An 18,349-nucleotide genomic window follows, 5' to 3' on the forward strand; every position below is an offset into this window, starting at 1 on the left:
GTGAAGCTCCTGCGGTTTTTTTGCGGGCGTGGAGCTCCGGGTCAGCGGTGCAGTTCTCCTGCGCTTTCCGGCTGGTACACGATCTGCTCCACGCGCACGGTCATCGGCTTGCCGCCGAGGCCGGGCCATGCCAGCTCGTCGCCTACCGACAGGCCCAGCAGTGCGCTGCCCACGGGGGCGAAGATCGAGATCTTGTCGGCGCTGCCGTCCATGTCGCGCGGGTAGACGAGATTGAGGACAAACTCCTTCCCGGTTTCCACGATGGCGAACTTGACCGTGGAATTCATGGTGACGACGGTGGGAGGCATCTCCTCCGGCGCGACGATGTCGGCGCGGTCGAGTTCTGCCTGAAGTTCCGCCTTGCCCGGAAACGCGCTGGCCGGGATCGCGGCCAGCAGCGCTTCGATGCGATCGACGTCGAGCGATGAGAGCGTGATGGGCGGCTTGGCTTGGGCCATGGAGGGAATTCCTTTCTTTCTAACTAACGCTGGGATCGCGAAAAGCTGATCACTGTATAGGCTTCGGTTCCCATGAGCCAATATCGCGGCCAATGTCGCACGCAGGCGCATGGACACCACTGGCAAAGCTTGCCTTTTCCCGCGCGTTGCCGATTTTCTGCAGCTTTTTCCAGCCGCCGCCCGAAGAAGCCATGCTGGCGCGAGGGCCCCTGCTTGACGTCACTGGTTGAATAAATTACTGTATAAATAAACAGTAATTCATGCCATGAACTCAGGTCGCAATCCCGGCTCCAGTATCGGCCCCGGCACCAACACCCCCCGGCCGCCCGTGAAAGGCCGCGGCATTGCCACGCAGGTGGTGCACCGCTTCAGCCCGCAGCGGCGCGACGGGTTTTCCCAGGATGAGGACATCTGGTGGAGCGCCGTGGACGAGGAGGGGCTTCCCGCTCCCGTGCGCACGCAGGTCACGTTCGAGCAGGCCCGGTCGGCGCTCTGCGGCAATGATTCGCCCGACATCTTCTTCGAGCAGTCGGTCAACCCCTACCGTGGCTGCGAGCATGGCTGTGTCTACTGCTATGCACGGCCCACGCACAGCTATCTCAATCTCTCGCCCGGCCTGGACTTCGAGACCCGCATCATCGCCAAGCGCAACATTGCGGAGGTGTTGCGCGAGGAACTGTCCTCTCCCTCCCATCGGCCGTCCATCGTCAACATCGGCTCCGCGACGGACTGTTACCAGCCCGTGGAGCGCGAGCTGGGCCTCACGCGATCCGTGATCGAGGTGATGCGCGATGCGCGGCACCCGTTCTCGCTCATCACCAAGTCGAGCGGAGTGGAGCGCGACCTGGACCTGCTGTCCGAGCTTGCGGGCCACCGCCTCGTGGCCGCCTATGTCACGGTCACCACGCTCGATGCGCAACTGGCCCGCATACTGGAGCCGCGGGCCGCTGCGCCCCATCGCAGGCTGCGCACCATCCGCGCACTGGCGGACGCTGGCGTGAGGGTCGGGGTGAGCGTGGCGCCGCAGATTCCGTTCATCACGGAAGACATGGAGCAGGTGCTTGCCGCCGCGCGCGATGCGGGGGCAACGTCGGCGTTCTATACGGTGATCAGGCTGCCGTGGGAGCTCAACGGCATCATGCGCGAATGGCTCGAGCAGCATTACCCGGATCGTGCGGCCCGGGTGCTGGCGCGCATCCAGGACCTGCATGGGGTGGATGCCGCCAAGCGGCTGGCCGGAGTCAGCTATGACAGCAGCTATGTCGCCCGCATGAAGGGATCGGGCGTATGGGCGGACATGCTGCGGCAGCGCTTTCACAAGGCGTGTGAAAGACTGGGGTTCCATCGCGAGCGGAGCGAACTGGATCTCACGCAGTACAGGCCCGCCCTGGCAAAAGGCCAGGGCGTGCTGTTCTGAGCTGGCGCGTCGCAATGCACTCCGGGGTTAGGCGCTCAACTGCGCTGCGTGGTGTTTCAGATGGTCTTCGATGAAGGTCTGAATGAAGTAGTAGCCATGGTCGTAGCCCGGCTGCATGCGCAGGTTGAGCGGCTGCCCCACCTTCGCGCAGGCGGCTTCCAGGGCTTCGGGCAGCAACTGCTTTTCCATCAGGAACTTGTCGGCCATGCCCTGGTCGACGAGGATGCCGCCGGGGTAGGGCGCGTTTTTCTGTTCACCCATCAGCAATGTGGCGTCGTGTGCGGCCCAGGCGGACGTGTCCTCACCCAGGTAGCCTGTGAATGCCTTGCGGCCCCATGGGCAGTTCACCGGATTGGCAATCGGCGCAAAGGCCGACAGGCTCCTGAACACGCCCGGGTGGCGCAGAGCCAGCGTGAGCGCGCCGTGGCCGCCCATGGAGTGGCCGAAGATACCGATGCGGTCGGCCGCGATGGGCAGCTTGTCGCACACCAGGGGCAGCAGTTCGCCGAGCAGATAGCTCTCCATGCGCCAGTGCCGGGCCCATGGCTCGCGCGTGGCATCCAGGTAGAAGCCCGCGCCGACGCCAAAGTCCCATGCGTCGGCTTCACCGGGCACATGCGCGCCACGCGGGCTGGTGTCGGGCGCGATCAGCGCGATGCCCAGCGCGGCAGCCACGCGCTGCGCGTTGGCCTTGGTCATGAAGGTCTCTTCAGTGCAGGTCAGCCCGGCCAGGTACAGCACGGCAGGCACCTTCTCGCCCATCAGCGCCTGGGGCGGCAGATAGACGGAGAATTTCATCGGCAGGCCGATCTCGCGCGAGCTGTGCTCGTAGAAGCGCTGGGCGCCGCCGAAGCAGGCGTGCGCGTTCTTGAGTTCCAGGGTCAATGCGGACATGCTGCGATCAGCCTGCAAAGTTCACCACGGAGCGGATCGACTTGCCCTCGTGCATCAGGTCGAACGCGTCGTTGATTCCGGTGAGCGGCATGGTGTGCGTGACGAACGGTGCGAGCTGGATCTTGCCTTGCATGGCGTCTTCCACCATGCCCGGCAGCTGGCTGCGGCCCTTCACGCCGCCAAAGGCCGTACCCAGCCATTTGCGGCCCGTCACCAGCTGGAATGGGCGCGTGGAGATCTCCTGTCCTGCACCGGCCACGCCGATGATCACCGACTGGCCCCAGCCGCGGTGCGCGCATTCCAGTGCCGCGCGCATCACGTTCACGTTGCCGATGCACTCGAAGCTGTGATCCACGCCCCAGGTGGTCATCTCCACGATGACCTGCTGGATCGGCTTGTCGAAGTCCTTGGGGTTGATGCAGTCCGTCGCGCCGAAGGTCCTGGCCAGATCGAACTTGGAGGGGTTGGTGTCGACGGCAATGATGCGGCCGGCCTTCGCGAGCTTGGCGCCCTGGATGACGGCCAGGCCGATGCCGCCGAGGCCGAACACGGCCACCGTATCGCCTTCCTGCACCTTGGCGGTATTCTTCACGGCGCCGAGGCCCGTCGTGACGCCGCAGCCCAGCAGGCAGACCTGCTCGGGGTTGGCGTCGGGGCTGATCTTGGCCAGCGAGACTTCGGCGACCACGGTGTATTCGCTGAACGTGGAGCATCCCATGTAGTGGTAGATGGGCTCGCCGTTGTACGAGAAACGCGTCGTGCCGTCGGGCATCAGGCCCTTGCCCTGCGTGGCGCGCACGGCAACGCAGAGATTGGTCTTGCCGCTCTTGCAGAACAGGCACTCGCCGCATTCCGCGGTGTAGAGCGGGATCACATGGTCGCCAGGCTTCACGCTGGTCACGCCTTCGCCGACTTCCACGACGATGCCCGCGCCTTCGTGGCCCAGCACGGCAGGGAACACGCCTTCGGGATCGTCCCCGCTCAGCGTGAAGGCATCGGTGTGGCAGACGCCGGTGTGGGTGATCCTCACCAGCACCTCGCCCTTCCTGGGCGGTGCAACGTCGATCTCGACGATCTTCAGGGGCTCTCCGGCTTTGAAGGCAACTGCGGCGCGTGATTTCATGGGGTGTCTCTCCGGGAGGTCTTGAACGGGTGGGGGCGATACCGACAGGTGCGATACCTATTTGAAGCGGCTACTGTAGGGCATCATGCGCGCGGGCTGGCGCTGCATGTCCATATGCCGCAGCATGATGTCCGGATTTGATCGTGTGGCCGACTCCAGGACAACCCCGCGCAGGCACGCGGGCCTGGTGCTCGCTATATTGCCTGTTTCGTCATGAGTGAAGGCATGGAACATCGTCACGCAGGCGCGCATCGCGTCGATCTGGTCGTCTATCCCGGTTTCAAGGCGCTCGAGGCGATCGGGCCGATGTCGGTGTTCGACTATGCCAACGTGCATCTGCGCGAGCGCGGGCAGCCTGACGGCTACGCGGTACGCATCGTGTCCGAGCGCCGGGGGCCGGTACGTTCGGACACCCTCATGTCGCTGGACGCGACGCAGGCCATTGCCGACATCGCGACGGATGGCCTGGGCTGTACGGTCGTCGTCGTGGGGTCGCGCCATATCGAGCGCGTGCTGGAGGAATCCGCTGCGCTGGTCGATTGGCTGCAGCAGGTGGGGCCGCAGGTGCAGCGGCTGATCTCCCTGTGCTCGGGCAGCTTCTTCCTGGCGCAGGCAGGCCTGCTCGATGGCCGCCGGGCGGCAACCCACTGGAGCGTGGCGGGCGCACTGCAGCAGAAATACCCACGCGTTGATGTGGATGCGGACGCGATCTACGTGCGGGATGGCGCGCTGTGGACTTCGGCCGGCGTGACGGCGGGCATCGACCTTGCGCTCGCCGTGGTGGAGGAGGACTTCGGCCATGCACTGGCACTTGATGTGGCGCGCGACCTTGTCATGTACCTCAAGCGGCCGGGCGGGCAATCACAGTTCAGCGTGCGCCTGGCGAGCCAGGCCACCACGCACCGCAGCGTCAGGAACATCCAGCAGTGGATCCTGCAGCATCTCGACCGCCCCCTGTCGATGGCCGAGCTGGCGGAGCAGGCTTCGATGAGCGAGCGGCATCTGAGCCGACTGTTCCTTCAGGAGTGCGCGCAGACTCCGACGGCGTTCATCGAGTCGGCACGGCTTGAGCGCGCGAGGCAATGGCTGGAGGAGCAGTCCGCGCTTCCGCTCAAGACGATCGCCGCGCGCGTGGGGTTGGGCTCGGAGCAGGCGCTGCGCCATCTGTTCTCGCGCCACCTGGGCATCACGCCGCAGACCTACCGCGAGCGCTTTGGAAGCCGGGCAGGCAGCTCATAGGCCCTTGGCGGGAACGTACAAAGCCCCGCTGCAAATCCTTGCCGCGGGGCTTGGAAGGTACCGGCGACCTGGTCCCTGGAGGCCGCCGGTGCATCAGTCCTCGACGAATGCCTTCTCGCGCGTCTTGCTCACCGCAGGCAGCAGCACGATCACCAGCAGCAGGGCTGCCACGGCGAGCAGCGATGCCGACAGAGGTCGCGTGACGAGAACACCCCAGTCACCGCGCGAGAGCAGCAGGGCGCGTCGCAGGTTCTCCTCCATCATGGGCCCCAGGATCAGGCCGAGCAGCAGCGGTGCGGGCTCGCAGCTGAGCTTGTGGAACAGATAGCCGATGACGCCGAAGATCGCCACCATCCAGATCTCGAAGGTGTTGTTGTTCTCCGAGTAGACCCCGATCGCGCAGAACAGCACGATGGCGGGAAACAGCCACTTGTACGGAATCGACAGCAGCTTGATCCACAGGCCGATCATCGGCAGGTTCAGGATGACCAGCATGAGGTTGCCGATCCACATCGATGCGATCAGTCCCCAGAACAGCTCGGGATTGCTGGTCATCACCTGCGGGCCCGGCTGGATGTTGTGGATGGTCATCGCACCCACCATCAGCGCCATCACGGCGTTGGGCGGGATGCCGAGCGTCAGCAGCGGAATGAACGAGGTCTGGGCACCGGCATTGTTCGCGGCCTCCGGGCCCGCAACGCCGCGGATGTTGCCTTGGCCGAACGGCACCTCGCCCGGGCGCAGCCGGGACTTCTTCTCCAGCGTGTACGCCGCGAAGGCGGAGAGCAGCGCGCCGCCGCCGGGCAGGATTCCAAGCGCGGATCCAAGCGCCGTGCCGCGCAGCACGGCAGGGGTCATGTGCTTGAAGTCTTCCTTGGTGGGCATGAGGCCGCTTACCTTGTCGGTGAACACTTCGCGCTTTTCTTCCGGAACGGCCAGGTTGGCGATGATCTCGCCATAACCGAACACGCCCATTGCGATGGCGATGAAGCTGATGCCGTCGGTGAGCTCGGGAATGTCGAAGCTGTAGCGCGCAACGCCGGAGTTCACGTCGGTTCCCACCAGGCCGAATGCGAGGCCCACGAGGATCATCGTGATGGCCTTGAGCAGGGATCCCGAGGCCATCACCACGGCACCGATGAGGCCGAGCACCATCAGCGAGAAGTATTCGGCCGGACCGAACTTGAATGCGATCTCGGTGAGCGGAGGCGCGAATGCGGCGATGATCAGCGTGCCGACGCAGCCCGCGAAGAACGATCCCAGTCCCGCGGCGGCAAGTGCCGGCCCAGCTCGGCCCTTGCGTGCCATCTGGTAACCGTCGATCACGGTGACGACCGATGAGGATTCGCCCGGCAGGTTCACCAGGATGGCGGTGGTCGAGCCGCCGTACTGGGCGCCGTAGTAGATGCCCGCGAGCATGATGAGCGCGGCCGTCGGCGGCAGCGCGTAGGTGGTGGGCAGCAGCATCGCGATCGTCGCCACGGGGCCCAGGCCCGGCAGCACGCCGATCAGCGTTCCGAGCAGGCAGCCCATGAATGCATAGAGCAGGTTTTGCGCCGTGAAGGCGACCTCGAAACCTGTCGAGAGGTTGGTTATCAGGTCCATGATGAGTCGTTGTTATGTGCTTGTGGAGGACATCAGCCCGCGATGAAGGTGGGCCAGACCTGGAATTGCAGGTTCAGCGCAACGACGAATGCGAGATAGCTGCCGATCGCAAGCACCGTGGCGAGAATGACCACGGGCTTCCACTGGAATTGGTCTCCTGCAAGGCTGGCGATGACGGTGAGCGCGTAGACAGCGACGATCAGACCCATCGGTGGCAGTCCGATGCTCGGCAGGCCGCCGAGCAGGATGCCGAACACCAGATTGGCGCCGATGATGAAGACCAGCGGGCGCCAGGCGATGGTGCCGATGGGCTCATCGTTCCCTTCGTCGCTGACCATGGCCTTGACGGTGATGATCGCGCCCAGCAGGGCAATCAGCAGGCCGACGATCAAGGGGAAGTACCCCGGCCCCATGCGCGCTCCCGAACCTACGTTATAGGTGGTTGCCCCCCAGGCATAGGCCACGCCGAAGGTGCTGAACAGCAGCCCCGCAGCGAAGTCTCTCTGGCTTTTTACTTTCACAACTCTGGTCTCCTTCAAGGCCCTTTGCGGGCCGGTTAAACGGAACCAAAATCGTATGTGCGCAGACGCCGGCGGGGCGTGACGGCATCATTGCGGAACGGTAATGTCGCTGGCCTGTTTATGTGGTTTTCGCGTATGGTGCGTGGCGATGATCGATGGCAGGCGCAGCGTCACTGCGAGCCCCGGGAAGGCGCTCGCGATATGCACCTCTCCGCCATGCAGATGCATCATCGCGCGCACGCTTGCCAGGCCGAGGCCGTGTCCTTCGCGATCAGGGCGCAGCCGCACGAAGCGCTGGCCGAGCGACGCGATGGCGGCCTCGTCGAGCGCGGCACCGTTGTCGCGGATGACGAGTTCGCTGAAGGATGCAATGCTGCCGGAGCTGTCGCCCATCGTGTCGCTCGTGACCACCGCGTGCGCAGCGCGCGTTGTGCGCGAGGTGATGATGACGCGGCTCCCCGCTCCCGCATACTTGATGGCGTTGTCCAGCACGTTCACCACCACGCCGGCCAGCACCGCGCGGTCGCCCAGCAGGGGTGCCGGATCCTCGCATCGCCATTCGATCGTCACCCGCTCCTCGTCCGCGAGGTCTTCGTAGAGTTCGATCACGTCCCGCGCGATGTCGGCCCAGTTCAGTTCGGTGAAGGGACTGCGGCGCATGCCGGCCTCGGCCTGGGCGATGGACAGCAGTTTCTCCAGCATCAGGCTCAGGCTGTCGATCTCTTGCGTGGCGGTCGCCATGCTGTCGCGCAGTCGTTCAATATCGGCCGCGGGATCCGAGAGTACCGACTGCATGCGCAGCTGGATGCGGGTGAGCGGCGTGCGTACATTGTGTGCGATCGTGTCGCTGACGTGCTGTACGCCGCTCATCAGATGCTCGATGCGATCGAGCATCTGGTTGAAATCGTGCTCGAGCTGCGTGAATTCGTCATCGACGGCGGCCAGGGTCGGGATGCGCGACTGCAGCCGTCCGCCCGTGATGTGCATGATGGTGGCGTGCAGGGCGCCCACGCTGCGTGCGAGCTCCCTGCGGAAGAACCAGGTGCCGGCGCCCGCCAGCAGCAGGGCGAACAGGCCCGCCACCACGCTGGCCGTTCCCACGGTGGATTCGATGTCGCGCAGCTCGCGCAGGTCGTGGCCGAGTATCAGCAGTGCGCCGTCTTCGAAGCGATGCACCATGATCTGCGCGTTGATCCACGCGCCTCCATGCTGCAGGCGTTGCAGGCCCTGGAAACCGCTTGCAGGATGGGCGAGCGCATCGCTCTGCAGGTTGCCTGCCAGGCGATGCCCTTGTGCATCGACCAGCAGCATGAGCTCGGCATCGGTGTCCCTGCCATCGGACAGGCCCTGCGAGATGGCCTGTGCCGTGCGCTGTGGGCCCAGCTGCTCGTAGCTGGCGACCAGGCGTTTCTGGTTCTGCTGCAACTGGCGCTCGACATTCGCATGCAGGACCACCGAGACCTGCAGGTAGACCAGTGCGAGCGCGGCCAGCATGCCCAGCAGCACCAGGAACCCGAACAGCGCGGCAAGCCGCAGCCCGGTGGATCTCCAGAGCATGCCGTGTCCCCGGTGCACCGGCCGGGTCATGCGGATGGCGTTGCCAATCCGAGCCGATAGCCTGCCCCGCGCACCGTGTGCAGAAGCGGGGCCTCTCCCTCGGCATGCAGTTGCCGGCGCAGGCGGCTGATCTGCACGTCAATCAGGTTGGTCTGCGGGTCGAAGCGGAAGTCCCAGACGGCCTCGAGCAGCATGGTGCGGGTGAGCACCTGGCCCGGGTGCATCATGAGATAGGCAAGCAGGCGGAACTCGCGGGGCTTGAGCGCGATGCTGCGGCCGTTGCGCCGCGCCTGCCGGCGGGCGAGGTCGAGGGTCAGGTCGGCGAGCTGCAGCGTGGTTACTTCGGCATCGGTGCGCGAGCGTCGCACCAGTGCCTCGAGGCGCGCGAACAGCTCGGAGAACGCGAACGGCTTGGTCAGGTAGTCGTCGCCGCCGGCCTTCAGGCCCTTGACGCGTTCATCCAGGCCGCTCAGGGCGGACAACACCAGCACCGGCGTGCGCAGCCCGAGCCCGCGCATGGTGTGAAGGATGTTCAGCCCATCGACGTTCGCGGGCAGCATGCGGTCGAGGATCACCACGTCCCACGCTTCGGACGTGGCGCGCTGCAGCGCGTTTGCCCCATCGTGCGATAGCGCGGCGATGTGGCCCTGCGCCTGCAGGCCCTCGGCAATGAAGCGCGCGTTGTCCCTGTCGTCCTCTATGAGGAGGCAGCGCCAGATGGGGGTGGGAAGACCGGCTGTCGATGGGTGGGCACGCTCATGCATGAGCGGTGCCGGGGCCTGCATGAAGGCGGGAGGAGGCGATGTGCATCGAACGATGGTAGACGCTTGGAGCGCCCATCGTGGTGCCATAGGGGCTTTTTCGCGGCAATTCTGTGGCAACTACGTAGGCTGGCGAGTGCATGATCGCCGCCGTGGGGCATGAAAAAAGCCCCGTGGACGAATCCACGGGGCTTTCGGGGTACCAGGGTATTTGCAGGGGCCCTGCAATGCCCGCGGGGATCGATCAGCCCTTGACGATGTCGCGGCGTGGCGAGCCGGTGTACAGCTGGCGCGGACGGCCGATCTTGTACTCTGGGTCGCTGATCATTTCGTTCAGCTGGGCGATCCAGCCCACGGTACGGGCCAGTGCGAAGATGCCGGTGAACAGGTTCACTGGAATGCCGATGGCGCGCTGCACGATGCCGGAGTAGAAGTCGACGTTCGGGTACAGCTTGCGCGACACGAAGTAGTCGTCTTCCAGGGCGATCTTCTCGAGCTGCTTGGCCAGCGCGAACAGCGGATCCTTTTCCAGGCCCAGGGCTGCCAGCACTTCATTACAGGTTTCCTGCATCAGCTTGGCGCGCGGGTCGTAGTTCTTGTACACGCGATGACCAAAGCCCATCAGCTTCACGCCGGAGGACTTGTCCTTCACCTTTTCCATGAACTCGCCGACCTTGGCCACGCCGCCCATGCGCTGGATGTCTTCCAGCATGTTCAGGCAGGCTTCGTTCGCACCGCCGTGGGCAGGACCCCAGAGGCAGGCCACGCCGGCAGCAATCGCCGCAAACGGGTTGGTGCCGGAAGAGCCGCACAGGCGCACGGTGGAGGTGGATGCGTTCTGCTCGTGGTCTGCGTGCAGGATGAAGATGCGATCCATCGCACGTTCGATGACCGGGTTCACCTGATACTCTTCGCAGGGGTTGCCGAACATCATGCGCAGGAAGTTGCCTGCGTACGAGAGGTTGTTCTGCGGGTACTGGTAAGGCTGGCCCACACCGTACTTGTATGCCATGGCAACCAGCGTCGGCATCTTGGCGATCAGGCGGATGGCCGAGATCTGGCGGTGCTCGGGATTGTTGATGTCGGTGCTGTCGTGGTAGAACGCCGACAGGCCGCCAACCAGGCCGGTCAGCACGGCCATCGGGTGGGCGTCACGACGGAAGCCGCGCAGGAAGAACTGCATCTGCTCGTTGACCATGGTGTGCTTGGTCACCAGGTTCTCGAAGTCGGCCTTCTGCTGTGCGTTGGGCAGCTCGCCATTCAGCAGCAGGTAGCAGGTGTCGAGGTAGTTGCAGTTGGTGGCCAGCTGCTCGATGGGGTAGCCGCGGTACAGCAGTTCGCCCTTGTCGCCATCGATATAGGTAATGGCCGACTGGCAGGACGCGGTGGACAGGAAGCCCGGGTCATAGGTGAACTTGTCCGTCTGCGCGTACAGCTTGCGGATGTCGATGACGTCCGGGCCGATCGTGCCTTGGTAAACGGGGAGTTCGATGCTTGGGCTACCGTTGCTGAACGATAGCGTAGCTTTGTTGTCTGCCAGTTTCATTTCATTTCCTTCAATGTTTAGCCTGCCTCAGAGTGCAGGATTTGCACCCTGCTTCAGGCGCGAGGGCGTAGCTGTTCCAGTACGTTGCGGACTTCTTCGGTGTCGAGTTCTGCCTCGGGTTCCTTGCGGCGGAGCAGCAGGTCCAGCAGGTCGTTGTCGGACAAGTCCATCAGTACTGAAAGTCCTCGCGCCTGAGCGTGTGTCAGGCGCGACCCATAGGTGGCAAAGAAGCGCTCGATGAACAGGTCGTTTTCCACCAGACCACGGCGCGAGCGCCAGCGCAGCAGCGAAACATCGCGTTCGTCGAGCAGGGATTCTTCTTGTGCCATTGCTATCAGATGGCCCGGCGGACCATCAGTTCCTTGATTTTGCCGATCGCGACCGTCGGGTTCAGGTGCTTGGGGCACACGTCCACGCAGTTCATGATGGTGTGGCAGCGGAAGAGGCGGTACGGATCTTCCAGGTTATCGAGGCGCGATTCGGTGGCGGTGTCACGGCTGTCGGCGATGAAGCGATAGGCTTGCAGCAGGCCGGCAGGACCCACGAACTTGTCAGGATTCCACCAGAACGACGGGCAGCTCGTGGAGCAGCTTGCGCACAGAATGCACTCGTACAGTCCGTTGAGCTCTTCGCGCTCTTCGGGCGACTGCAGGCGTTCCTTGCTTGGCGATGCGTAGACGTCGCTTTGCAGGTACGGCTTGATCGAGTGGTACTGCTTGAAGAACTGCGTCATGTCCACGATCAGGTCGCGGATCACCGGCAGGCCGGGCAGCGGCTTCAGGACGATGTCGCCCTTGAGCGTCTTCATGTTCGTGAGGCAGGCCAGGCCGTTCTTGCCGTTGATGTTCATCGCGTCCGAGCCGCACACGCCTTCGCGGCAGGAACGGCGGAACGAGATGGACGGATCCATGGCCTTGAGCTTGACCAGTGCGTCCAGCAGCATGCGCTCATGGCCGTCGAGCTCCAGCTCCACGGTCTGCATGTAGGGCTTGGAATCCTTGTCCGGATCGTAGCGGTAGATTTTGAAAGTACGCTTCATGTTTTGAATCTCTTGTCGTGGGCTGCTGGATTAGAACGTGCGGACCTTGGGAGGCACGCTCTCCACTGTCAGGGGCTTCAGGTTCACAGGCTTGTAGTACAGGCTGTTGTCGGAGCTGTTCCACAGGGTGTGCTTGAGCCATTCCTTGTCGTTGCGGCCCAGCGGGAAGTTCGGGTCGTCGGCGGGGTGCTCGTAGTCATACACCGTATGCGCGCCGCGGCATTCGTGGCGGGCGGCAGCGGAGGTCATGGTGGCCTGGGCGACTTCGATCAGGTTGTCCACTTCCAGGGCTTCCATGCGCGCGGTGTTCCACACCTTGGACTTGTCCTTGAGCGTGACGTTGCCGACGCGCTCGCGGATGGCGTTGATCTTCGTGACGCCTTCGTCCATGCTGGCCTGCGTACGGAACACGCCGGCGTGCTGCTGCATGGTGGCGCGGATGTCGCCCGCGATGTCCTGGGCGTAGGTGCCTTCCTTGGAGTCATCGAGCTGGTTGAGGCGGGCCAGGGTGCGCTCCGACGCGTCGGCAGGCACTTCGTGGTGGTCGCCGAAACCGTTGACGAACTGCACGATGTGCTTGCCCGCGGACTTGCCGAACACCAGCAGGTCGAGCAGCGAGTTGGTGCCCAGGCGGTTGGCGCCGTGCACCGAGACGCAGGAGCATTCGCCCACGGCGTAGAGGCCGTTGACCACCTGGTTCTGCTGGCCGTCCCACACCACGACCTGGCCGTGGATGTTGGTCGGCACGCCGCCCATCTGGTAGTGGATGGTCGGCACGACGGGAATGGGTTCCTTGGTGATGTCGACGTTGGCGAAGTTGTGGCCGATCTCTTCCACGGAAGGCAGGCGCTTGCGGATGGTTTCCGCGCCCAGGTGGTCGAGCTTCATCAGGATGTAGTCCTTGTTCGGACCGCAGCCGCGACCTTCCTTGATTTCCTGGTCCATCGAGCGCGAGACGAAGTCACGCGGTGCCAGGTCCTTCAGGGTTGGAGCGTAACGCTCCATGAAGCGCTCGCCTTCGCTGTTCAGCAGGATCGCGCCTTCGCCGCGGCAGCCTTCGGTCAGCAGCACGCCAGCGCCGGCCACGCCGGTGGGGTGGAACTGCCAGAACTCCATATCCTGCAGCGGGATGCCCGCGCGAGCGGCCATGCCCAGGCCGTCGCCGGTGTTGATGAAGGCGTTGGTGGACGCCTGGAAGATGCGGCCCGCACCGCCGGTGGCCAGCAGCACGGCCTTGGCGTGCAGCTCATACAGGTCGCCGGTCTCGAGTTCGATGGCGGTCACGCCGACCACGTCGCCCTGGGTGTTGCGCAGCAGGTCCAGTGCCATCCACTCCACGAAGAAGTTGGTCTTGGACTTGACGTTCTGCTGGTACAGCGTGTGCAGCATGGCGTGGCCGGTACGGTCGGCAGCCGCGCAGGCACGCTGCACGGGCTTCTCGCCGTAGTTGGCGGTATGGCCGCCGAAGGGACGCTGGTAGATCGTGCCGTCGGGGTTGCGGTCGAACGGCATGCCGAAGTGTTCGAGCTCGATCACGACGTTCGGGGCTTCGCGGCACATGAACTCGATGGCATCCTGGTCGCCGAGCCAGTCGGAGCCCTTGATGGTGTCGTAGAAGTGATAGTGCCAGTTGTCTTCGGACATGTTGCCCAGCGACGCGGACACGCCGCCCTGCGCCGCCACCGTGTGCGACCGGGTGGGGAACACCTTGGACAGCGAGGCCACGGACAGACCTGCACGAGACAGTTCCAGCGCAGCGCGCAGGCCGGAACCGCCAGCGCCGACGATCACGACGTCAAACTTGCGCTTGGTGATATTTGCTTTTGTATAGCTCATTCTTAACCTTCAATCGTGGAGACCGTGTCTCGATTACAGACGCCACAGGACCTGGAACGCCCAGCCTGCGCAGCCAACCAGCCAGACAATGGTGAAAACGTTCAGCACCAGACGCAGGCCGGTGGCGGGAACGTAGTCCATCCAGACGTCACGCACACCCACCCAGGCGTGCCACGCCAGCGAGACGATCAGGGCGAAAGTCAGGAACTTCATCCATTGGGGCGCGAACACGCCAGCCCAGCCGTCGTAGCCGATGGGGCCGGAGATCATCAGCACGCGTGCCAGCAGGGCGATGGTGAACAGTGCCATCAGCACGGCGGTGCCGCGCTGGACCAGCCAGTCGCGGATGCCGTAGTGCGCACCAACCACGGTGCGCTTGGAGCCGTAATTCACGGACATGGTTCTTTTTCCTTATCGTGAGGGAATTAAAAGAAGAAAGAAGTGGCCGATCAGAACAGGCCGAACAACTTGGCGCCGAGGATCACGGTCAGCACCAGGCTGATCGCGAAGCAGGCGAGGGCGGAAGACTTGCCGAATTCCTTGGTGACCATGTGGTGGTTCACATCCATCAGCAGGTGGCGCACGCCGGCGCAGAAGTGGTGCAGGTAGGACCAGATCAGGGCCAGGCACACCAGCTTGGCGAGCCAGCCCCAGGAGCCGTGGAAGACGGACGTGAAATCGCCGTAGGAGATTTCCGAGGAAAGCGACTTGTCGAACATCCAGATGATGAACGGCAGCAGGAAGAACATGATCATGCCGCTGACACGGTGCATGATCGACAGCACGCCGGCCGGAGGCAGGCGGTAGGTCGGCAGGTCCTTGAATACGTTGATATTGCGGAACTCAGGCCGCTTTTTGGCTTGCTCAGTCATGTCAGAGTGCTTTCGTGGATGTAACTGCTTTGTAATCGCTGATGCGGACAACCCAAAATTCTATTGCAACGCAATGTCACTGGGGTGTGGTGATTGCTTATTCCACACTCCTGCGTTGAGGAGAACCCCGGTGTCAGCTCAGTGCATTGTGATAGTGGTGTGTGTCAGTTCGATAGAGCGCCTTGCGTAACTCCATTGGAACATCGTTGTAGGTAAAAGCGAGTCTCTCGACGGACAGCAGGGGGGTCTGCTGCGAGACGAGCAGCAGGGCCGCCTGGTCCTCGTCGGGGAGAACCGCGCGAATCTTCTCATCGGCGCGCACCATGCGCACGCCGTAGTCGAGCTCGAACATGGCGTAGGTGGGGCCCTGGTACTCGGCCATCTGTTCTGCCGTCAGCCCTTTGAAAGCCTGGCCCGGCAGCCAGATGTCCTCCAGGATGGTGGGTACGCCCGCAAACGACAGGATGCGCCGCGCCTGGATGACCGGATCGCCGGTACGCACCTGCAGTGCCCGCGCCACGTCCGCCGATGCGCGGCTGCGCTTGCATTCGAGGATGGTGCGCTGGGCCGGGCCTTCCTCGCCCGCGTCGCCGGTGTCCGGCGTCAGCTTGAGGAAGCGGTATTGCACCTGGCGCTCGGCATGGGTGGCGACGAACGTGCCCTTGCCCTGGCGGCGCATCAGGAGGTTTTCGGCGGCCAGTTCGTCGATCGCCTTGCGGACGGTGCCCTGGCTCACGCGAAACCGTGCCGCGAGGTCCATCTCGCTGGGGATGACTTCTCCGGGTTTCCATTCTCCGTGCTGCAGGCTGTGCAGGATCAGTCCCTTGATCTGCTGGTACAGCGGGCTGAATGCGGGGGTGGACACACCGCTGCCCGCCGCATTGGCGGTGGATGACAGGGCAGAGGGTGTGGAGCTGGATGCCATTCCGTTGGGCTGAAGTCGTTGGTCCGGAGAAAGACGCCGGGGTGACGTGCCGGCGTGAGCCGGGGTTGAAATCGTTGGTCGTCATCATATCTTATATAAGACATAAGACAAATTGACCCTCTCAATCAATCAGCGGTAAACTCGGTGATTGTTATTGCGGGGCACGGGCTGGATTTCCTCAGAGCTGGTGCACCCTGGCACCAACACAGACTGTCCTCACTTTTTTGGAGTTCTATTCATGAGCAAGAAGCCCGTTCGCGTTGCCGTCACTGGCGCCGCTGGTCAAATCGGTTACGCACTGCTGTTCCGCATCGCTTCCGGCGAAATGCTGGGCAAGGACCAGCCGGTCATTCTGCAGTTGCTCGAAATTCCTGACGAAAAGGCTCAGAATGCGCTGAAGGGCGTGATCATGGAGCTCGAAGACTGCGCATTCCCGCTGCTGGCCGGCATCGAGGCACACAGCGACCCGATGACCGCATTCAAGGACACCGACTACGCCCTGCTCGTGGGTGCACGTCCACGTGGCCCGGGCATGGAGCGCGCCGACCTGCTGGCCGCCAACGCACAGATCTTCACTGCCCAGGGCAAGGCCCTGAACGCAGTGGCTTCGCGCAATGTGAAGGTGCTGGTGGTCGGCAACCCCGCCAACACCAATGCCTACATCGCCATGAAGTCGGCCCCGGACCTGCCGTCCAAGAACTTCACCGCCATGCTGCGCCTCGACCACAACCGCGCTGCATCGCAACTGGCTGCCAAGGCCGGCTTCAAGGTGGGCGATCTCAAGCACCTGACCGTCTGGGGCAACCACTCGCCCACGATGTACGCCGACTACCGCTTCGCGACGGTCGACGGCAAGTCCGTCAAGGACATGATCAACGACCAGGTCTGGAACAAGGACGTGTTCCTGCCGACCGTGGGCAAGCGCGGCGCCGCCATCATTGCTGCGCGCGGCCTGTCCTCGGCTGCCTCGGCTGCCAATGCCGCCATCGACCACATGCGTGACTGGGCCCTGGGCACCAAGGGCGAGTGGGTCACCATGGGCGTGCCTTCCAACGGCGAGTACGGCATTCCCGCCGGCATCGTGTTCGGCTTCCCGGTCACCACCGAGAACGGCGAGTACAAGATCATCGAAGGCCTGGAAATCGACGCATTCTCGCAAGAGTGCATCGACAAGACGCTGGCCGAGCTGCAAGGCGAGCAGGACGGCGTGAAGCACCTGCTGTAATCCGGCTGTCCATCGAGTTCATGAACCAGCCCACCCACTCCAGCGACCGCCGCACTATGCGCGCACCGGCATGTGCCGTGCCCTACGGCGTGGGGCTTGGCGCGGGTTCCGGTCCGGGAGAGGATCTGGTTCTGGACTCGAGGGAGCCCCTGTCGGCCGGTGCCGTGCGGCACCTGTCCGGCATGGGGCTCCAAACCCTGCATTCCTCCGATTGGGTGTCCTCCGCGACACCCGATCTTATTTTTGGCCTCGCCTTGAAAGCGTCATGAGCACTGCTGCGCACGTTCATCCTGCCACCGTCCTGCTGGGAGCCCAGGCGGGCCGGCAGGCCATTCCCGTCTGCGACCATTACAGCGGCGTGGAAGTGCGCATGCGCAAGAGCCTGCAGCTGCAGCAGGAGATGCGCGAGGAGTTCGGCCACTGCGTGTTCGACGTCACGCTCGACTGCGAGGACGGCGCTCCCGTCGGTCTCGAGCGCGAACATGCGGCGCTCGTGGCGCGGCTGGCTCGCGAGGCGGCGCCAGGCGCCCGTGTCGCCGCCCGCGTGCACACCGTAGACCATCCCGCGTTCGCCAACGATGTGGCGACGATCGCGGGAGAGGCCTGGGACCGCCTCTGCCACATCATGATTCCCAAGGTGGAGTCGCTGGATGATGTGGAGACCGCTGTGCGTGCCCTCGATGCCGCCGGTGCGCGCGAGCTGCCGCTGCACGCGTTGATCGAGTCCCCGGCCGCCGTGCACCGCGCGTTCGACATTGCATCGCACCCGCGCATCCAGAGCCTGAGCTTCGGCCTGATGGACTTCGTGTCGGCCCATGGGGGTGCGATCCCTGCGTCGGGCATGACCTCTGCCGGACAGTTCGAGCATCCGCTGGTGGTGCGTGCCAAGCTCGAGATCGCCTCGGCCTGCCATGCCCATGGCAAGGTGCCGTCGCACTGCGTGGTCACCGAGTTCAGCAACGCGGATGCCATGCAGGCCGCCGCGCGCAGGGCGAGCCGTGAATTCGGCTACACGCGGATGTGGAGCATCCACCCCGCGCAGATCAGGCCGATCCTGGCTGCGCTTGCGCCCGACGATGCGGAGATCGCACGCGCCGCGCGCATCATTACCGCCGCCGTCGCCGCCGATTGGGCTCCGATCAGCGAAGACGGCGTTCTGCACGACCGTGCGAGTTACCGCTATTTCTGGCAGGTGCTCGATCGTGCCCACCAGACCGGCCGCGTGCTTCCGGAGCAGGCACGGGGATGGTTTGTAACGGATGGTGGCAGTGCTGTCGCATAAATCGGTTATTTTTATGCGTTTACCTCCCCATTCACTCGTTTTTCCATAG

General features: G+C 64.0%; 19 protein-coding genes. 5 read left to right on the forward strand and 14 right to left on the reverse strand.

Annotation, left to right across the window (positions count from 1 at the left end; all coding sequences use genetic code 11):
- Positions 1 to 41 precede the first annotated feature (41 nt).
- A complete protein-coding gene (gene rnk, locus H9K76_RS07240) occupies positions 42 to 458 on the reverse strand; it encodes a nucleoside diphosphate kinase regulator (RefSeq protein WP_187599147.1) in 417 nt (138 codons plus the stop codon).
- Positions 459 to 723: 265 nt separating this feature from the next.
- On the opposite strand from rnk, the gene H9K76_RS07245 reads away from it, so the two are divergent.
- Positions 724 to 1,875 carry a PA0069 family radical SAM protein gene (locus H9K76_RS07245; protein ID WP_187599149.1) on the forward strand — a complete coding sequence of 384 codons (1,152 nt, stop codon included), beginning with the start codon at positions 724 to 726 and terminating at the stop codon, positions 1,873 to 1,875.
- Positions 1,876 to 1,902: 27 nt separating this feature from the next.
- Here the strand turns inward: H9K76_RS07245 and fghA are convergent, their stop codons facing one another.
- Both fghA and H9K76_RS07255 read right to left on the reverse strand, forming a co-directional pair.
- Positions 1,903 to 2,769, reverse strand: coding sequence for an S-formylglutathione hydrolase (gene fghA, locus H9K76_RS07250; protein ID WP_281394168.1), 867 nt, complete (start codon positions 2,767 to 2,769; stop codon positions 1,903 to 1,905).
- 7 nt (positions 2,770 to 2,776) lie between these two features.
- Entirely contained in the window at positions 2,777 to 3,892 is a 1,116-nt protein-coding gene (locus H9K76_RS07255) for an S-(hydroxymethyl)glutathione dehydrogenase/class III alcohol dehydrogenase (RefSeq protein WP_187599151.1), read from the reverse strand.
- Between the two features lie 225 nt (positions 3,893 to 4,117).
- Here H9K76_RS07255 and H9K76_RS07260 point away from each other — a divergent pair, with 225 nt between their 5' ends.
- The gene (locus tag H9K76_RS07260; RefSeq protein ID WP_187599153.1) at positions 4,118 to 5,131 is read left to right on the forward strand and encodes a GlxA family transcriptional regulator; all 1,014 of its coding nucleotides are present in this window, start codon (positions 4,118 to 4,120) and stop codon (positions 5,129 to 5,131) included.
- A gap of 93 nt (positions 5,132 to 5,224) precedes the next feature.
- Here H9K76_RS07260 and H9K76_RS07265 read toward each other — a convergent pair whose 3' ends face one another.
- The 11 genes from H9K76_RS07265 to H9K76_RS07315 all read right to left on the reverse strand — a co-directional run bounded on the left by H9K76_RS07265 (position 5,225) and on the right by H9K76_RS07315 (position 15,793).
- Positions 5,225 to 6,736 carry a tripartite tricarboxylate transporter permease gene (locus H9K76_RS07265; RefSeq protein ID WP_187599154.1) on the reverse strand — a complete coding sequence of 504 codons (1,512 nt, stop codon included), beginning with the start codon at positions 6,734 to 6,736 and terminating at the stop codon, positions 5,225 to 5,227.
- A gap of 32 nt (positions 6,737 to 6,768) precedes the next feature.
- On the reverse strand, positions 6,769 to 7,257 hold the full coding sequence (locus tag H9K76_RS07270; RefSeq protein WP_187599156.1) for a tripartite tricarboxylate transporter TctB family protein: 489 nt from the start codon (positions 7,255 to 7,257) through the stop codon (positions 6,769 to 6,771).
- A gap of 87 nt (positions 7,258 to 7,344) precedes the next feature.
- Positions 7,345 to 8,814, reverse strand: a complete 1,470-nt coding sequence (locus H9K76_RS07275) for a sensor histidine kinase (RefSeq protein ID WP_246475366.1) — start codon at positions 8,812 to 8,814, stop codon at positions 7,345 to 7,347.
- 26 nt (positions 8,815 to 8,840) lie between these two features.
- Positions 8,841 to 9,533 (reverse strand): response regulator transcription factor, encoded by a 693-nt coding sequence (locus H9K76_RS07280; protein WP_187600503.1) that lies wholly within the window; start codon positions 9,531 to 9,533, stop codon positions 8,841 to 8,843.
- 286 nt (positions 9,534 to 9,819) lie between these two features.
- Positions 9,820 to 11,121 carry a citrate synthase gene (locus tag H9K76_RS07285; protein WP_187599159.1) on the reverse strand — a complete coding sequence of 434 codons (1,302 nt, stop codon included), beginning with the start codon at positions 11,119 to 11,121 and terminating at the stop codon, positions 9,820 to 9,822.
- A 53-nt stretch (positions 11,122 to 11,174) separates the two neighbouring features.
- A complete protein-coding gene (locus H9K76_RS07290) occupies positions 11,175 to 11,450 on the reverse strand; it encodes a succinate dehydrogenase assembly factor 2 (protein WP_187599161.1) in 276 nt (91 codons plus the stop codon).
- A 5-nt stretch (positions 11,451 to 11,455) separates the two neighbouring features.
- Positions 11,456 to 12,160, reverse strand: a complete 705-nt coding sequence (locus H9K76_RS07295; protein ID WP_187599163.1) for a succinate dehydrogenase iron-sulfur subunit — start codon at positions 12,158 to 12,160, stop codon at positions 11,456 to 11,458.
- Between the two features lie 30 nt (positions 12,161 to 12,190).
- Entirely contained in the window at positions 12,191 to 13,996 is a 1,806-nt protein-coding gene (gene sdhA / locus H9K76_RS07300; RefSeq protein ID WP_187599165.1) for a succinate dehydrogenase flavoprotein subunit, read from the reverse strand.
- A 33-nt stretch (positions 13,997 to 14,029) separates the two neighbouring features.
- A complete protein-coding gene (gene sdhD / locus H9K76_RS07305) occupies positions 14,030 to 14,395 on the reverse strand; it encodes a succinate dehydrogenase, hydrophobic membrane anchor protein (RefSeq protein ID WP_187599167.1) in 366 nt (121 codons plus the stop codon).
- A gap of 50 nt (positions 14,396 to 14,445) precedes the next feature.
- Entirely contained in the window at positions 14,446 to 14,868 is a 423-nt protein-coding gene (gene sdhC / locus H9K76_RS07310; protein ID WP_187599169.1) for a succinate dehydrogenase, cytochrome b556 subunit, read from the reverse strand.
- A gap of 133 nt (positions 14,869 to 15,001) precedes the next feature.
- On the reverse strand, positions 15,002 to 15,793 hold the full coding sequence (locus H9K76_RS07315; protein ID WP_187599171.1) for a GntR family transcriptional regulator: 792 nt from the start codon (positions 15,791 to 15,793) through the stop codon (positions 15,002 to 15,004).
- 238 nt (positions 15,794 to 16,031) lie between these two features.
- Here H9K76_RS07315 and H9K76_RS07320 point away from each other — a divergent pair, with 238 nt between their 5' ends.
- Genes H9K76_RS07320 through H9K76_RS07330 form a run of 3 tightly spaced genes read left to right on the forward strand, consistent with a single transcriptional unit; the run spans position 16,032 to position 18,300 of the window.
- Positions 16,032 to 17,018, forward strand: a complete 987-nt coding sequence (locus H9K76_RS07320; protein WP_187599173.1) for a malate dehydrogenase — start codon at positions 16,032 to 16,034, stop codon at positions 17,016 to 17,018.
- A gap of 20 nt (positions 17,019 to 17,038) precedes the next feature.
- Complete coding sequence (locus H9K76_RS07325) at positions 17,039 to 17,287, forward strand: hypothetical protein (RefSeq protein WP_187599174.1); 249 nt, start codon at positions 17,039 to 17,041, stop codon at positions 17,285 to 17,287.
- On the forward strand, positions 17,284 to 18,300 hold the full coding sequence (locus H9K76_RS07330; protein WP_187599176.1) for an HpcH/HpaI aldolase/citrate lyase family protein: 1,017 nt from the start codon (positions 17,284 to 17,286) through the stop codon (positions 18,298 to 18,300). The genes H9K76_RS07325 and H9K76_RS07330 overlap by 4 nt, the downstream gene beginning before the upstream one ends.
- Positions 18,301 to 18,349 lie beyond the last annotated feature (49 nt).

Origin of the sequence: Diaphorobacter ruginosibacter (assembly GCF_014395975.1) — a bacterium.
In the GTDB taxonomy this organism is placed as follows: domain Bacteria; phylum Pseudomonadota; class Gammaproteobacteria; order Burkholderiales; family Burkholderiaceae_C; genus Diaphorobacter_A; species Diaphorobacter_A ruginosibacter.

Bases quoted from the DNA above. Each gene is read 5' to 3' on its own strand.
- rnk (WP_187599147.1), bottom strand. From the start codon at position 458: ATGGCCCAAGCCAAGCCGCCCATCACGCTCTCATCGCTCGACGTCGAT.
- H9K76_RS07245 (WP_187599149.1), top strand. From the start codon at position 724: ATGAACTCAGGTCGCAATCCCGGCTCCAGTATCGGCCCCGGCACCAAC.
- fghA (WP_281394168.1), bottom strand. From the start codon at position 2,769: ATGTCCGCATTGACCCTGGAACTCAAGAACGCGCACGCCTGCTTCGGC.
- H9K76_RS07255 (WP_187599151.1), bottom strand. From the start codon at position 3,892: ATGAAATCACGCGCCGCAGTTGCCTTCAAAGCCGGAGAGCCCCTGAAG.
- H9K76_RS07260 (WP_187599153.1), top strand. From the start codon at position 4,118: ATGGAACATCGTCACGCAGGCGCGCATCGCGTCGATCTGGTCGTCTAT.
- H9K76_RS07265 (WP_187599154.1), bottom strand. From the start codon at position 6,736: ATGGACCTGATAACCAACCTCTCGACAGGTTTCGAGGTCGCCTTCACG.
- H9K76_RS07275 (WP_246475366.1), bottom strand. From the start codon at position 8,814: ATGCTCTGGAGATCCACCGGGCTGCGGCTTGCCGCGCTGTTCGGGTTC.
- H9K76_RS07285 (WP_187599159.1), bottom strand. From the start codon at position 11,121: ATGAAACTGGCAGACAACAAAGCTACGCTATCGTTCAGCAACGGTAGC.
- H9K76_RS07290 (WP_187599161.1), bottom strand. From the start codon at position 11,450: ATGGCACAAGAAGAATCCCTGCTCGACGAACGCGATGTTTCGCTGCTG.
- H9K76_RS07295 (WP_187599163.1), bottom strand. From the start codon at position 12,160: ATGAAGCGTACTTTCAAAATCTACCGCTACGATCCGGACAAGGATTCC.
- sdhA (WP_187599165.1), bottom strand. From the start codon at position 13,996: ATGAGCTATACAAAAGCAAATATCACCAAGCGCAAGTTTGACGTCGTG.
- sdhD (WP_187599167.1), bottom strand. From the start codon at position 14,395: ATGTCCGTGAATTACGGCTCCAAGCGCACCGTGGTTGGTGCGCACTAC.
- sdhC (WP_187599169.1), bottom strand. From the start codon at position 14,868: ATGACTGAGCAAGCCAAAAAGCGGCCTGAGTTCCGCAATATCAACGTA.
- H9K76_RS07315 (WP_187599171.1), bottom strand. From the start codon at position 15,793: ATGGCATCCAGCTCCACACCCTCTGCCCTGTCATCCACCGCCAATGCG.
- H9K76_RS07320 (WP_187599173.1), top strand. From the start codon at position 16,032: ATGAGCAAGAAGCCCGTTCGCGTTGCCGTCACTGGCGCCGCTGGTCAA.
- H9K76_RS07325 (WP_187599174.1), top strand. From the start codon at position 17,039: ATGAACCAGCCCACCCACTCCAGCGACCGCCGCACTATGCGCGCACCG.
- H9K76_RS07330 (WP_187599176.1), top strand. From the start codon at position 17,284: ATGAGCACTGCTGCGCACGTTCATCCTGCCACCGTCCTGCTGGGAGCC.